General features: G+C 69.9%; 9 protein-coding genes. 8 read left to right on the forward strand and 1 reads right to left on the reverse strand.

Annotated elements, in window-relative coordinates; translation table 11 throughout:
• Nucleotides 1-16: 16 nt before the first annotated feature.
• From ahcY to trxA, 8 genes are all read left to right on the forward strand, one after another.
• The gene (gene ahcY, locus V7Q48_RS01085) at nucleotides 17-1,423 is read left to right on the forward strand and encodes an adenosylhomocysteinase (protein ID WP_333835732.1); all 1,407 of its coding nucleotides are present in this window, start codon (nucleotides 17-19) and stop codon (nucleotides 1,421-1,423) included.
• Nucleotides 1,424-1,589: 166 nt separating this feature from the next.
• Nucleotides 1,590-3,932, forward strand: a complete 2,343-nt coding sequence (locus V7Q48_RS01090) for a sensor histidine kinase (protein WP_333835733.1) — start codon at nucleotides 1,590-1,592, stop codon at nucleotides 3,930-3,932.
• Nucleotides 3,933-3,996: 64 nt separating this feature from the next.
• Nucleotides 3,997-4,443: a tRNA (adenosine(37)-N6)-threonylcarbamoyltransferase complex ATPase subunit type 1 TsaE gene (gene tsaE, locus V7Q48_RS01095; RefSeq protein WP_333835734.1), complete on the forward strand. Its 447-nt coding sequence runs from the start codon at nucleotides 3,997-3,999 to the stop codon at nucleotides 4,441-4,443.
• Complete coding sequence (locus V7Q48_RS01100) at nucleotides 4,440-5,432, forward strand: aminoglycoside phosphotransferase family protein (RefSeq protein WP_333835735.1); 993 nt, start codon at nucleotides 4,440-4,442, stop codon at nucleotides 5,430-5,432. The genes tsaE and V7Q48_RS01100 overlap by 4 nt, the downstream gene beginning before the upstream one ends.
• On the forward strand, nucleotides 5,429-6,172 hold the full coding sequence (locus tag V7Q48_RS01105) for a nucleotidyltransferase family protein (protein ID WP_333835736.1): 744 nt from the start codon (nucleotides 5,429-5,431) through the stop codon (nucleotides 6,170-6,172). Before V7Q48_RS01100 ends, V7Q48_RS01105 begins: the two co-directional genes overlap by 4 nt.
• Nucleotides 6,173-6,185: 13 nt before the next feature.
• Nucleotides 6,186-9,194, forward strand: a complete 3,009-nt coding sequence (gene addB / locus V7Q48_RS01110; protein WP_333835737.1) for a double-strand break repair protein AddB — start codon at nucleotides 6,186-6,188, stop codon at nucleotides 9,192-9,194.
• Complete coding sequence (gene addA, locus V7Q48_RS01115) at nucleotides 9,191-12,694, forward strand: double-strand break repair helicase AddA (RefSeq protein ID WP_333835738.1); 3,504 nt, start codon at nucleotides 9,191-9,193, stop codon at nucleotides 12,692-12,694. The genes addB and addA overlap by 4 nt, the downstream gene beginning before the upstream one ends.
• Nucleotides 12,695-12,825: 131 nt before the next feature.
• The gene (gene trxA, locus V7Q48_RS01120; RefSeq protein ID WP_333835739.1) at nucleotides 12,826-13,146 is read left to right on the forward strand and encodes a thioredoxin; all 321 of its coding nucleotides are present in this window, start codon (nucleotides 12,826-12,828) and stop codon (nucleotides 13,144-13,146) included.
• A gap of 155 nt (nucleotides 13,147-13,301) precedes the next feature.
• Here the strand turns inward: trxA and V7Q48_RS01125 are convergent.
• A partial coding sequence (locus V7Q48_RS01125; protein WP_333835740.1) for a methyltransferase domain-containing protein occupies nucleotides 13,302-14,086 on the reverse strand: 785 nt, incomplete at its 5' end.

Below are 14,086 nucleotides of genomic sequence, written 5' to 3' on the forward strand. Positions count from 1 at the left end.
TGAATGGAGATGCCTCGTGGCCAGCGCGCTCGAAGCGAACAAGGACTATGTCATCGCCGACCTCGGCCTCGCCGATTTCGGCCGCGCGGAAATCGCCATCGCCGAGACCGAGATGCCGGGTCTCATGGCGCTGCGCCAGGAATTCGGCGCGTCGCAGCCGCTCAAGGGCGCGCGCATCACCGGCTCGCTGCACATGACGATCCAGACTGCGGTGCTGATCGAAACGCTCGTCGCGCTGGGCGCCGAGGTGCGCTGGGCGACCTGCAACATCTATTCGACGCAGGATCATGCCGCTGCCGCCATCGCCGCCAGCGGCATCCCGGTCTTCGCGATCAAGGGCGAGAGCCTGGCCGATTACTGGGATTATGTCGGCCGCATCTTCGACTGGGGTGACCAGCCCTGCAACCTGATCCTCGACGACGGCGGCGATGCCACGATGTTCGCGCTGTGGGGCGCGCGCGTCGAAGCGGGCGAGACGCTGTTCGAGCCGAGCAACGCCGAGGAAATCGAGTTCGTGCGCGCGCTCAAGGCGTTCCTCGCGGCGAAGCCCGGCTACCTCACTGAAACGGTCAAGGCGATCAAGGGCGTCTCGGAAGAGACCACCACCGGCGTCCACCGCCTTTACCAGATCGCCAAGGAGGGCAAGCTGCCGTTCCCCGCGATCAACGTGAACGATTCGGTGACGAAGTCGAAGTTCGACAATCTCTACGGTTGCAAGGAATCGCTGGTCGATGCGATCCGTCGCGCGACCGACGTGATGCTGGCCGGCAAGGTCGCCTGCGTCGCCGGCTTCGGCGATGTCGGCAAGGGTTCGGCCGCATCGCTGCGCAATGGCGGCGCGCGCGTCATGGTCACCGAAGTCGATCCGATCTGCGCGCTGCAGGCGGCGATGGAAGGCTATGAAGTCGTGACGATGGAAGAGGCCGTGACCCGCGCCGACATCTTCGTCACCGCCACCGGCAACGAAGACGTCATCACCGCCGAGCACATGAAGGCGATGAAGCCGATGAGCATCGTGTGCAACATCGGCCACTTCGACAGCGAGATCCAGATCTCTGCGCTGTCGAACTACAAGTGGACCGAAGTGAAGCCGGGCACCGACCTCGTCGAATTCCCCGACGGCAAGCAGATCCTGATCCTCGCCAAGGGCCGCCTGGTCAACCTGGGCTGCGCCACCGGCCACCCCAGCTTCGTGATGAGCGCCAGCTTCACCAACCAGACGCTGGCCCAGATCGAGCTGTTCACCAAGGCCGACGAATACAAGAACGAGGTCTATGTCCTGCCCAAGCACCTCGACGAGAAGGTCGCGGCGCTGCACCTGGAAAAGCTGGGCGTGAAGCTGACCAAGCTCAGCGAGCGTCAGGCCAGCTATATCGGCGTGACGCCGCAGGGGCCGTTCAAGCCGGACCACTACCGCTACTGAGCCTCAAGGCCCGGATAACGGACGCCAAGCGCCCTGCATTCGCAAGAATGCGGGGCGTTTTGCTTGGGGGAGCCAAGGCGACCGGTCCGTTTTCGCAGCGATGTTCGTGCGCAGCCTTGCGGATGACCCGTTGTCATTCGCGCCCGCGCGGCCTAGCCAAGGGGCGATGTGGGCCAATTCCCTTGCACTGCTGGCGATGGCGCTGCTGCTGTCCGTGTGGACGCTGGCTGCGGCATGGGCCGTGCTGGCGGCGCGGGGCAGGGTCCGGCGGGCCGAGGCGGCGGAGCGGCAGGCCCGGCGGCTGGGCCGCATGGTCGAGGACGCCCCTGCGTTGCCGCTGCTGGTGCGCGGCGATGGCCGGATCGAAGGCCCCTCGCGGCTGGCGGACTGGCTGGGCCTTCCCGCCGTGCCGGGCTTTCTGACCGAGCTTGACGACGGGCAGGGCGGACTTCCCGCCGATGCGCTCACCGCGCTTGCCGAGGCGGTCCGGCATACCCAGCGCACGGGCGCGCCGCTGGCGCTGTCGCTTTCGCCGCGTGGCGGGACGCGGACCCTGGCGGTGCGCGGCAGCCTCGCCGACCCGCAGATCGCCCCCGCTGGCGCCGCGCTGCTGTGGTTCTTCGATGCCTCGGCCAGCGAGGCGGAGATCCGCGCGCTGCGGGCCGAGGCGACGCAGGCCCATTCCGACTTTTCGGGTCTGGCCGGGCTGATCGAGGCGGCGCCGCTGCCGATGTGGTTTCGCGATGCGCAGATGCGGCTGCGGCTGGTGAACAGCGCCTATGTCCGCGCGGTGGGGGCACAAAGCGCGGCCGAGGTCGTCGATCGCGGGATCGAACTGGTCGAGCCGGTCGAGGGCAGCACGCCGGCCCATATCGCCGCGGACGTCTTTGCCCAGCGCCGCCCCCGCGAACGCACCGTGCCGGCCACGATCGACGGGCAGCGCCGGACCATGCGTGTCAGCGACCTGCCGATCGGGGACGAGGGCGTCGCAGGCTATGCCATGGACGTCGAGCAGCTGGAGGAACTGGCCCGCCAGTTCCGCCGCTTTCGCGATGCGCAGTTGCAGATGCTCGACACGCTGTCGGCCGCGATCGCGCAGTTTGATGCCGCGCGTAATCTGGTCTTCGCCAACCAGCCGTTCCTGCGCATTTTCGGCATCCCGCAGGCCTGGGTCACCGATACGCCGCCGTTCGACCGCGTGCTCGACCGCCTGCGTGATGGCGGCAAGTTGCCGGAAGTGCGCGATTTCCCTGAATGGAGGCGCGAGCGGCAGGCCTGGTTCCTGGCGCGCGAGCCGCGTGAGGAACCCTGGCACCTGCACGATGGCACGCATCTGCGCGTCATCGCCCAGCCCATGCCCGATGGCGGGCTGCTGCTGATCGTCGAGGATAGGACCGAGCAGCTGCAACTCTCCGCGACGCGCGACACGCTGCTGCGCACGCGCACCGCCACCTTCGACAACCTGTTCGAATCGCTCGCGGTGTTCGGTCCGGACAGCAAGCTGCAGCTGTGGAACCGGCGGTTCGCCAGCGACTGGGGTCTCGACGAGGATTTCCTCGTCACGCATCCGCGCGTCGACATGCTCCTCTCGCGGCTCGCGGGGCGGCTCAAGCGCCCAGCGCAGGTCGGCACGATCGGTCAGGTGATCCAGTCCGCCACGCTCGAGCGCAAGCAGACCAGCGGGCGCCTTGCCCTTGCGGATGGCCGCCACCTCGAATTCGCGGGCGTGCCGCTGCCCGACGGCAACGGCCTGCTGACGGTGCTCGACATCACCGACTCGCAGAAGGCCGAGGCCGCGCTGCGCGAGCGCAATGCTGCGCTGATCGAGGCCGATGCGGTCAAGACGCGCTTCATCGCCAACATGAGCTACGAATTCCGCAATCCGCTCAATGCCATCGGCGGGTTTGCCGAGATGCTCGACAGCGGGCTGGCGGGCGAACTGCCACCGACGGCGCGCGAATATGTCGGTGCGATCCTCTCCTCGGTCGAGCGGCTGGGCGAGCAGATCGAGAACGTGCTCGACCTGTCGCAGAGCGAGGCCGGCATGCTGCCGCTGGCGCGCGATGCGGTGGACATCTTTCCGCTGCTTTCCGACGTGGTCCGCGAACGGGCCGAGCGGATCTCTGCCGCCGGCCTCACGCTCGACCTGCGCGGGACGCAGGCGGTCGGCAAGGTCACCGGCGACGCGCGGCGCCTGCGCCGGGTGTTCGGCCAGCTGATCGACAACGCGATCACCGCGACGCCCGAGGGCGGTCGTATCCTGATCGAATGCACCCGGCGTCCGCGCGACCTGCGCGTAGTCATTTCCGACAATGGCAAGGGCATGGATGCCGCCGCGCTGGCGCGGGCGCTGGAGGGTCTCAAGATCGGCGCCGACGGCCAGTCGGTGGAGCGGCGCCAGGGTCTCGGCCTGCCGCTGGTCCGCCAACTGATCGACGCACATGGCGGGCGGTTCGAGCTTTTGTCCGAGCCCGGCGGCGGGACCAGCGCGATCGTCACGTTGCCCTGAGGCCGGGGTCTTGCCTCCCGACCCCCTTGATCCGCCGACGGGCTTGGCCCAAGCCTTGGAAACGATGACCACGATCCCGCTGCCCGATCTTGCCGCGACGCAGGCGCTTGCCGCGCGCATCGCCGTGCATTTGCGCCCCGGCGACGTCCTCGCCCTCGAAGGGACGCTGGGCGTCGGCAAGACCACGCTGGCGCGCGCCTTGCTGCATGCGCTGGGCCATGAGGGAGACGTGCCGTCGCCCAGCTTCACCATCATCGAGATGTATGACCCGCCCGGTGTGCGGTTGCCGGTGGTGCATGCCGATTTCTACCGGCTCGACGACCCCGCCGAGGCCGAGGAAATCGGCCTTGACGACTATCGCGACGGCGCCGTGCTCATCGCGGAGTGGCCCGATCACGCCGGCGGTTTTGCGCAAGAGCCGGGCTGCCTCACGCTGCGGCTGGAATTGTCGGATAACGGGCGGCAGGCCATTGTCTTGCCCGGCAAGGGATGGTTAGAGCGCCTGCCATGAGCACCCAACTTCCCGAGGGCATCGAGACGTTCCTGGCCGAGGCCGGCTGGGCCGGTGCAGCGATCGATCCGCTGCCGGGCGACGCCTCGTTCCGGCGCTATTTCCGTATCGTGCGGGGCGAGGCCAATGCGATGCTGATGCACGCGCCGCCGCCGCAGGAAGACCCGCAGCCGTTCCTGCGCGCCGCCCGCTGGCTCGATGCCAATGGCCTGCGCGCGCCCGCCGTGCTGGCGGAACGCGCGGCTGACGGCTGGGTCCTGCTCGAGGATTTCGGCGACGTGCGCATGCGCGAGTATCTAGACGCCTGGCCGCAGGACGAGGACGCGGTCTATCGCAGTGCCATCGACGCGTTGGTGCGGCTGGGTCAGCTGCCCGCCGGCCCGTTCACCGCCTACGGCATGAGCGAATACCTGCGCGAGGTGCGGCTGTTCACCGAGTGGTTCTGCCCGGCGCGCGGCCTGCAGGTCGATGGTGCGGGCTGGACGCGCGCGTGGGAAGAGGTGCTCGCGCCGCTGCTTCCCGGCCAGCGCCCCGGCGTGACCGTGCTGCGTGACTATCATGCCGAGAACATCATGCTGCTGGGCGGGCTGGACAACCAGGGCCTGCTCGATTTCCAGGATGCGCTGACCGGGCATCCGGCCTACGATCTGGTGTCGCTGCTGCAGGATGCACGGCGCGACGTGGCGCCCGATCTGGAGGCGCGGATGTTCGACTATTACTGCGAGCAGGCGCAGCCCAAGGGCGATTTCTTCGCCGACTATGCGCGGCTCGGCGCGCAGCGCAATGCCAAGATCGTCGGCATCTTCGTGCGGCTGTGGAAGCGCGACGGCAAGCCGCGCTATCTCGACTACATTCCGCGCGTGTGGGCGCTGCTTGAACGCGATCTGGCCCATCCCGCGCTGGCGCCGGTCGCGGCGTGGTTCGATGCCAACATTCCGGCCGAGTTGCGCGACCCCGCGCAGCGTCTCGGCGGGAGTTTCGCGGCATGAGCGAGGGTCGTCACGACCCGCGCAAGCCGCTGGTTTCCGACACCGCGATGGTGCTCGCCGCCGGGATCGGCAAACGCATGCGCCCGCTGACCGCCAGCCGTCCCAAGCCGTTGGTGCGCGTGGCGGGCAAGGCGCTGGTCGATCACGCGCTCGACAAGCTGGCCGAGGCCGGCGTCACCCGGTCGGTGGTCAACGTGCACTACCTGGCAGACCAGCTCGAGGCGCATGTGGCCTCGCGCGCCGTGCCGCAGGTGACCGTGTCGGACGAGCGCGACCAGTTGCTCGAGACGGGGGGCGGCCTCGTCCGCGCACTGCCGCTGCTCGATCGCGACACGTTCTTTTGCCTCAATAGCGACAACATCTGGCTCGACGGGCCGCGCAACGTCTTCGGCGCGCTCAGCGACTTCTGGGACGAGGAGCGGATGGACGCGCTGCTGCTGCTGGTCAGCCATGCGCAGGCGTTCAACTACACTGGGCTCGGCGATTTCCACATCGACCAGATGGGCCGGATGACGCGGCGCAAGGCCGGCCGGGTAGCGCCTTACATCTTCACCGGCATCCAGATCGTGTCGCGCCGGCTGTTGCGCGATGCGCCCGAGGGCAGCTTCTCTACCGGGCGCCTGTGGGATCGCGCCATCGCCGAGGGGCGTGCCTATGGCCTGCCGCACACCGGCTACTGGTTCGAGGTAGGCGCGCCCGAAATGATCGCTCCGACCGAATACGCGCTCGCAAACCTGTGACGGCGGGGATCCGGTGACTGCGGGCAGGGACCGCCCCCGTATCTACAGCATCGCCGCGCACCGGGGCTTTGCCGACGCGCTGGTGGCCGGGCTGATCCCGCGATACCGCGAGGAGACCTTCGGCCTGGCGCGGTTGACGCTGCTGCTGCCCAGCCAGCGCGCGGTTCGCAACCTGACCGAGGCCTTCATCCGCGCCTCGGGCGGTGGCCTGCTGCTGCCGCGCATGGTCGTGGTGGGCGACCTCGACCTCGACGAGACGCTAGGCGCGCTGCTCGATCCGCTCGGCGGTGGCACGGTTGCCCCGCCCGCCTGCGACCCCGTGCTGCGCCTGCTCCGCCTGGCCGAGATCCTGCGCGTGCAGCTGGCGGCGCTGGGCATCGTGCGCGGCGAGGCGGGGCTCGTGCGCCAGGCTCGCAGCCTGGCGCAGACGCTCGACCGGATGAGCGCGGAGGGCGTGACCTTCGAGCAGTTGCTGGCGATCGACCTGCTGCCCGAACTGGCGACGCACTGGCAGGACAGCCTGCGCCTGTTCGCGACCGTGCGCGCGTACTGGACCAGCGAACTGGCCGAACGCGGCATGGTCGACGCACCAGAGCGGCGCAATCTGTTGCTCGCCCACGCCGCCGCCGCGTGGCGGGCCGATCCGCCCGAGAGGCCGATCGTGGCCGCCGGCGTAACGTCGGCATCGCCGGCGATCGCGGGTCTGCTGCGCGCCGTCGCCGACCTGCCGCAAGGCGCGGTGGTACTGCCCGACCTCGACCTGGCGCTCGACGACGGCGTGTGGGATGCCTTGGGACAGGCGGGGGCGCCCGACGAGGCCGATGACGTGCCGTTCGGCCGCGGCGACCAGGTCACGCATCCGCAGTACCACCTCAAGCTGCTGCTCAACCGCATGGGCATCGCCCGCGGCGAAGTGCGCCCATGGCACCGTGCCGGTATCGCCGCGGCGCCGCCGGCGCGCAGCCGGGCGATCTCCAACCTGTTCCTGCCGCCCGAGGCGAGTGCCGCCTGGGTTGACCTGCCCCCGGCAGACCGGCGGCTCGCTGGCGTGCGGCTGATGCAGAGCGCCAATCCCGAGGAGGAGGCGCAGGCCATCGCCATCCTCGTCCGCCAGGCGCTGGCGATCCCCGAGCACCGCGTGGCGCTGGTGACGCCAGACCGCGGGCTGGCGGCCCGTGTGATCGCTCATCTCGGCCGCTGGAACATCGCGGCGGATGACACCGCCGGCCGCCCGCTGCCCCAGACGGTGGCGGGGCGGCTCTTCCTCCAGCTCGCGGCAGCGCGGGCGGAGCGGGCGGCGCCCGTGCCGCTGCTGGCGCTGCTGGGCCATCCGCTGGTCATGGCCGGCGCGCCGCGCGCTGCCTGGCTCGAGCGCGTGCGCCAGCTGGACCTCGTGTTGCGCGGGCCGAGGCCTGGCCCCGGCCTTGCCCCGATCCGCGATGCCGTGCGCGCGCAGGAGCGCCGCTACCCTGGCCTGTCGGCCTGGTGGGACGAGGTCGAGCTGCTGCTCGCGCCCCTGCTTGCCGGGCATGACGCGCTGCCGCTGGCCTCGACGCTCGCCCTGCTCGCCGAGGTGGGGGAGGCGCTGTGCGGACCGGCGCTTTGGGCCAACGCCGATGGGCGATGCTGTGCGCAGTTCGTCGAAAGCTGGCGTGAGGCGGCGGGGCAGGCCGGCGGGCTGCCGGTCGATCCTCTGGAAATCCCGGCGCTGCTGCGCGACGCGATGGACGAGGTTGCGGTGCGCCCGCCCTATGGCGGCCATCCGCGTCTGGCGATCTACGGCCTGCTCGAGGCGCGGATGAGCCGAGCCGACCTCGTCATCTGTGGCGGCATGACCGAGGGGTCATGGCCGGCATCGCCCGCGCCCGACCCGCTGCTGGCGCCGCCGGTCCTGCGCGCGCTGGGCATTCCCGGCGCGGATTTCCGCATTGGCCTTGCCGCGCACGATCTCGCCGCAATGCTCGGCGCGCCCGAAGTCGTCCTGTCGTACGCGGAGCGCGATGCGGCTGGCCCTGCCATCCCCTCGCGGTTCCTGCTGCGCATCCGCGCGATGCTGGGCGAGGATGACGTCGCGTACGAGACGGATGCCGTCCTTCTTGCAAAAGCGCTCGACCAGACGCCGCCCAGTGCCATGGCGCCGGTCTATCCGCGCCCGCGTCCCCTGCCGTCGGCCGAGCAGCGACGCGTGGCGATCGCGGTGACCGCGCTCGATCGCCTGCGCTCCGATCCCTACCAGTTCTATGCCTCTGCCATCCTCGGCCTGCGCACGCTCGACCCGCGTGATGCCGATCCCTCGCCGGCGTGGCGCGGCACCGCGGTTCACGCCATCCTCGAAGGCTGGCACGCGGCGGGCGCGCCGCCGGGCGAGCTGGTGCCGCTGGCCGAGCGCGCGCTCGATGCGATGAGCGCGCACCCGTTCATGCGCAGCTTGTGGCGCCCGCGCCTGCTGGCCGCGCTCGCGTGGGTCGAGCACGAGCAGGACGAATTAGCCGGGCAGGGCCGCCTGGTCGCCGCGTTCGAGTGCAAGGGCGAGACGCGGGTCAACGGCGTGCGTATCCACGGCCGCGCCGACCGCATCGATCGGCTGCCTGACGGCACGCTGGCGATCATCGACTACAAGACCGGAACGCCGCCCTCGGGGCGCATGGTGCAGGAAGGCTTCGCGCTGCAACTCGGCCTCATCGGCCTGATCGCACAGGATGGCGGCTTTCGCGACAAGGACGGGCGCGTTCTGGTGGAGGGCGAGCCGACGCGCTTCGAATACTGGTCGCTGGCCCGCAACAAGGAGCGCGGCTTCGGCTTTCGGGACGAGCCCATTCTCGAAGGCCGCAAGAAGTCGGGCATCCCGCGCGAGGATTTCCTGCCCGAGACCCGGCGCTTCCTCGACGAGGCCATCTCGCGGTGGATCCTGGGCAACGAGCCGTTCACTGCGCGGCTCAACCCGGACTTGCCCGGCTATGCCGATTACGATCAGTTGATGCGCCTGGAAGAGTGGCAGGGCCGCGACGGGGAAGGGGCATGAGCCGGGTCTTTCCGCTTCAGGGCAACCAAGCCCTTGCGGTGGCGCCGCAGCGCACCGTGTGGCTCAGCGCCTCGGCCGGGACCGGCAAGACGCAAGTGCTTTCGGCGCGCGTGCTGCGCCTGCTCCTGCAGCCCGGTGTCGAGCCCGAGAACATCCTGTGCCTGACCTTCACCAAGGCCGGCGCGGCGGAAATGGCGACGCGCGTCAACGACGTCCTCGCGCGCTGGGTGCGCCTGCCCGACATCGAGCTGTTCAAGGACCTCGAGGCGATCGGCGCCGACGGTGGCCCGGATGTCCTCGCCCGCGCGCGCAGCCGGTTCGCCGCCGTGCTGGATTGTCCTGGCGGTGGCCTGCGCATCGAGACGATCCACGCCTTCTCGCAATGGCTGCTGTCGGCATTCCCGATCGAGTCGGGCCTGCTGCCGGGCACGCGCGCGATGGAGGACCGCGACCGCGAACTGCTGGTGCGCGACGTGCTGGCGCAGATGTTGGTCGAGGCCGAGGAGTCCGGCGACGAGCGCGTGCTCGATGCGCTCGCCGAACTGGCGCTGCGCATGGACCAGGGCGCTGTCATCGGCTTCCTGCTGCGCTGCGCGAGCGCGATCGACCTGTGGCAAGGGTCGGGGGCGTGGCAACCGCCACTGCGGCCGCGCATCAATCGCCTGCTCGGGCTGGATGCAGAGGAAGACGGCAGCGGTCTTGCCGCGCTGTGCCGCGACGACGCCTTCGACGTCGCCTCCGTTCGCCGGTGCATGGACGCCAACGCGGCGTGGGGCACCAGGACCGGCATCGATGCCGCCAACATGATGGGCGACTGGCTTGCTGCCGACCCGCAGGCGCGGCTGGCCGGTATCGACGGGTTCGCCAAGCTCTTCCTCACCGACAAGGGCGAGGCGCGCTCGGCGCGCAATCTCGACAAGCATGAGCCGGCCTATGGCGACTATCAGGCGCGGGTCATCGCCGGCATCACGGCCCTGCGCGAGGCGATGGCGCTGGTCGCATTGGCGCAAGTGCTCGAACCGGCGCTCACCGTCGGGCGGCGTTTCGCGCTGGCGTGGGACGCGGCCAAGGCGCGCGAGGGGTTCATCGACTTCGACGACCAGATCCGCACCGCCGCCGCATTGCTGACCGAACGCACCACGGCGGAGTGGATCCGCTACAAGCTCGACCGGCGTTTCGACCATATTCTCGTCGACGAGGCGCAGGACACCAACGAGGCGCAATGGCGCATCGTGCTCGACGGGCTGGTGCAGGACTTCTTCAGCGGCGAGGGGCAGCGCCCCGGCGTGCCGCTCGACCGCGCGCGCACGCTGTTCGTGGTGGGGGACTACAAGCAGGCGATCTTCCGCTTCCAGGGCACCAGTCCCGAAAACTTCGCCCGTGCGCGCGAGCGGGTGCGGCGCGACCTGGCCGGTCTGGCACAGGCGGCGGGCAACGACGACCTGACGCTGCTCTCGCTCGGCCTCGGGCAGTCCTATCGCACCGCCATGCCGATCCTGGCCTTCGTCGATCGCGCCATCGCCGCGATCGGGCCCGATCGCTTCGGCCTGCCCGAGGCACCCGAACCGCACGAGGGCGCGCTGCGCCCCGGTCTAGTGCGGCTGTGGCGCCCGGTCGGTGATACGTCGGGCGAGAGCGAGGACCTGCCCGAGACGGGTGAGGACGGCGCCGAGAACTGGCTGTCGCGCCCCGATCGTGATCTCGCCGACCGGCTGGCGCGTCAGGTGCGGCTGTGGCTCGATACCGGGTTTCCGCTGCACAAGAATGCCGGGGGTAGCGTCGGGCCGCGCAATGCCAGCGCCGGCGACGTCATGGTGCTGGTGCGCAAGCGCAAGGACCTGGCCGGCCTCATCGTCGCGCGGCTCCATGCCCATGGCGTGCCGGTGGCAGGCGTCGATCGCCTGCGCCTCGGCGCTCCACTCGCGGTCAAGGACCTGATGGCGGCGCTGCGTTTCTGCGCGCAGCCGCTGGACGACCTCAACCTTGCCAACCTGCTGGTCTCGCCACTGGTGGGGTGGAGCCAGGAGGACCTGCTGGCGCGCGGCTATCGCCGCGAGGGCGCGAGGCTCTGGCCGCATCTGGCCGCCTCGCGCGAGCCTGAAACCGTTGCGACGGTCGAGCAGTTGCTCGAGCTGCTGCGCCGTGCCGATTTCGAGCCGCCGGCGCCGCTGCTGCACTGGCTGCTGGTGGGGCCGTGGCGCGGCCGCTTCCGGCTGGTCCAGCGGCTGGGGCGCGAGGCGAACGACCCGATCGACGAACTGCTCAACGCGGCCATGGCCTATGCCGGCGGGCAAGTGCCCAGCCTGGTCGGCTTCATCCAGTGGTTCGACAGCGGCGATGGCGAGTTGAAACGCGAGGCGGGGCAGGCGGCCGATCTCGTCCGCGTGATGACGGTCCACGGCTCGAAGGGCTTGCAGGCACCGATCGTCATCCTTGCCGATGCCGCCGACGATCCCGACGCGGCGATGGCGCGTGGCGGCGAACTGGAGGAGCAGGTTCTAGGGTCTGATCGTGCGCGAAAAGTGCCGTTGCCGCCGCTGCGCAAGGCCGAAAAGGCCGGCCCGGTGCGGGCCGCCGAAGAGCTGGCATCGCGCGAGGAACGCGCCGAGCACTGGCGCCTGCTCTATGTGGCGATGACGCGGGCCGAGGAAGCCCTGTTCATCGCCGGTACGCTGCCGCGCACGCGCAAGGAATTGCCGGCAGACAGCTGGTATGCACAGCTGCAGCCGCTGTTCGGCGACGACGAGGCCTGGCTGCCCGACGCGATCTGGGACGGCGCGCGCGACATCGGCGCCCTTGGCCCGCCACTTGCACCGGGTTCAGGTTCGGCAATGGCGCAGTCGATGCCGCAGCTGCCGTTGCTGCCCCCTGCGCTGACCACGCCGATCGGCCCCGAACCGCGGCCGCCGCGCCCGCTGGCGCCCTCGGCGCTGGGCGATGACGAAGCACCCGATCCGCCGACCCGCCCCGGCCCGGGCGCGATGGAGGCCGCACGGCGCGGGACGCTGATTCACCGCCTGATCGAGCGCCTGCCCGATGTCGCCCCGCACGATCGCGCCTTTGCCGCTGAGGCCTGGCTGGCGCGGCAGGCGGGTGACCTCGCCGACGACGCGCGCGACGACATGGTGCGCGCGGCGCTGACCGTGCTCGACCATCCCGACTGGCAATCGGTGTTCGGCCCGGATTCGCTGGCCGAAGTGCCGGTGGCCGCCGTCGTTGCCGGCCGGGTGGTGGCGGGCACGATCGACCGCCTGCTGATCGAGGGCGAGCGCGTGCTGATCGTCGATTTCAAGACCGCGCGGCGCCCGCCAGCGCGGCTGGAAGAGGTGCCGCTGGCGACGCTGCGCCAGATGGCCGCCTATGCCGCCGCGCTCGAGGCGATCCATCCCGGCAAGCGAATCGAGGCCGCGCTGCTTTACACGCATGCGCCGCAGCTGATCGCGGTGCCGGCCGACGTGCTGGTGGCGCATCGCCCCACGGCTCCGGTCGGGGTGGCGTGAGACCGGCGCTTATAGCTGGGCGTGGGGCGGGTGCAGCAAAGCTATTGCCGCGCGCCAGTTGTCAACGCGCCCCGAGCCCTTAGATAGCGTTCGCAAGGCCATATGGCCGAACCTGCATGGAGTACCGTTTCATGTCCACCAAAGCCGTCACCGACGCCAGCTTCGCTGCCGATGTCCTCCAGTCCGACAAGCCTGTCCTGGTAGACTTCTGGGCCGACTGGTGTGGCCCCTGCAAGATGATCGCCCCGGCGCTCGAGGAGATCTCGGAAGAGCTGGGCGACCAGGTGACCATCGCCAAGGTGGACATCATGGAAAACACCACCATCGCCAGCGATTTCGGGGTGCAGTCGATCCCGCTGCTGATCCTGTTCAAGGACGGCAAGCCGGTGGCACAGAAGCTCGGCGCCGCCCCCAAGAGCCAGCTCAAGGGTTGGCTGGAAAGCGTTCTCTGAGCGCAGCGGTCCGGTCCCGGCGGGCATTGACGCCCCCCGGGATCACGGACCGTATCAGAGTGCGATGACAAAAAGTGGGAACCGGTTTTTGTCAGAAATCGCGCGATCACTCATATCTTGAGCGTGATGGCGTTTCATAGAAACGTCATCACGCTCTAAAATTTCGGCGCGCGCAGCGGCTTGGCCCAGCCGCTCAGCGTCAGGATCTCGAACGTCTCGGTGACGCGCCCGTCCGCGTCGGAGACTTCCGAAAAGGCCGCCCGGGCCCGCGCCAGCGCCGCCTTGCCAAGGCCGCTGCCATGGCGCGCCAGGCTGTTGCCCAGCCCTTGCGCGCGCAAGTCCCCCACCAGTCGCTCCATGGTGCCATAGCGCACCCGGACCGTCCTGCTGTCGATCACCGGGTCGGCAAAGCCGGCACGCTGCAGCAACTGGCCACCCGCCCGTACGTCGACCATCGGATGCAGGCGCGGGGAGGGGCGTTCGCCGTCTGCCGCCAGCATGATGCCGCGCAACGTGTCGAGGCTGCCCGCGGCCATGAAGCTCATCATCGCCAGGCCATCGGGGCGCAGCGCGCGGCGGATATGCACCAGTGCGCCGGGCAGGTCGTTGACCGTGTCGAGTGTGCCGAGGCTGGCGATAAGGTCGAAACCCTCGTCGAATGGCAAGGGTTGTTCCTCGTCGATCGCGACCTCGCCCGCGCGCGGGGCAGGGTCGGCGCGCGTCACGACCACGCCGTCTGCCGCGAGCGCCGCGGTCAGCGCGCCCGTCGTGTCGCCGATGACAAGCGCGGTCGCGGGCTGGTGCCGCAGGAACGACAGCCGGTCGAGCATGTCCTCGACCATGTCGTCCGCCAGGAAGCTTGCGGCATCGGGCTGCTGCTCCAGCCGCCGCATGCGTTCGCGCCGGGCGCGGCGGCGGACGGGAGAGAAGATGACGGGCG

This window comes from Novosphingobium sp. (assembly GCF_036803765.1).
Taxonomy (GTDB): domain Bacteria; phylum Pseudomonadota; class Alphaproteobacteria; order Sphingomonadales; family Sphingomonadaceae; genus Novosphingobium.

Coding starts and splice junctions, on each gene's coding strand:
- V7Q48_RS01090 (WP_333835733.1), top strand. CDS start 1,590: ATGTGGGCCAATTCCCTTGCACTGCTGGCGATGGCGCTGCTGCTGTCC.
- tsaE (WP_333835734.1), top strand. CDS start 3,997: ATGACCACGATCCCGCTGCCCGATCTTGCCGCGACGCAGGCGCTTGCC.
- V7Q48_RS01100 (WP_333835735.1), top strand. CDS start 4,440: ATGAGCACCCAACTTCCCGAGGGCATCGAGACGTTCCTGGCCGAGGCC.
- V7Q48_RS01105 (WP_333835736.1), top strand. CDS start 5,429: ATGAGCGAGGGTCGTCACGACCCGCGCAAGCCGCTGGTTTCCGACACC.
- addA (WP_333835738.1), top strand. CDS start 9,191: ATGAGCCGGGTCTTTCCGCTTCAGGGCAACCAAGCCCTTGCGGTGGCG.
- trxA (WP_333835739.1), top strand. CDS start 12,826: ATGTCCACCAAAGCCGTCACCGACGCCAGCTTCGCTGCCGATGTCCTC.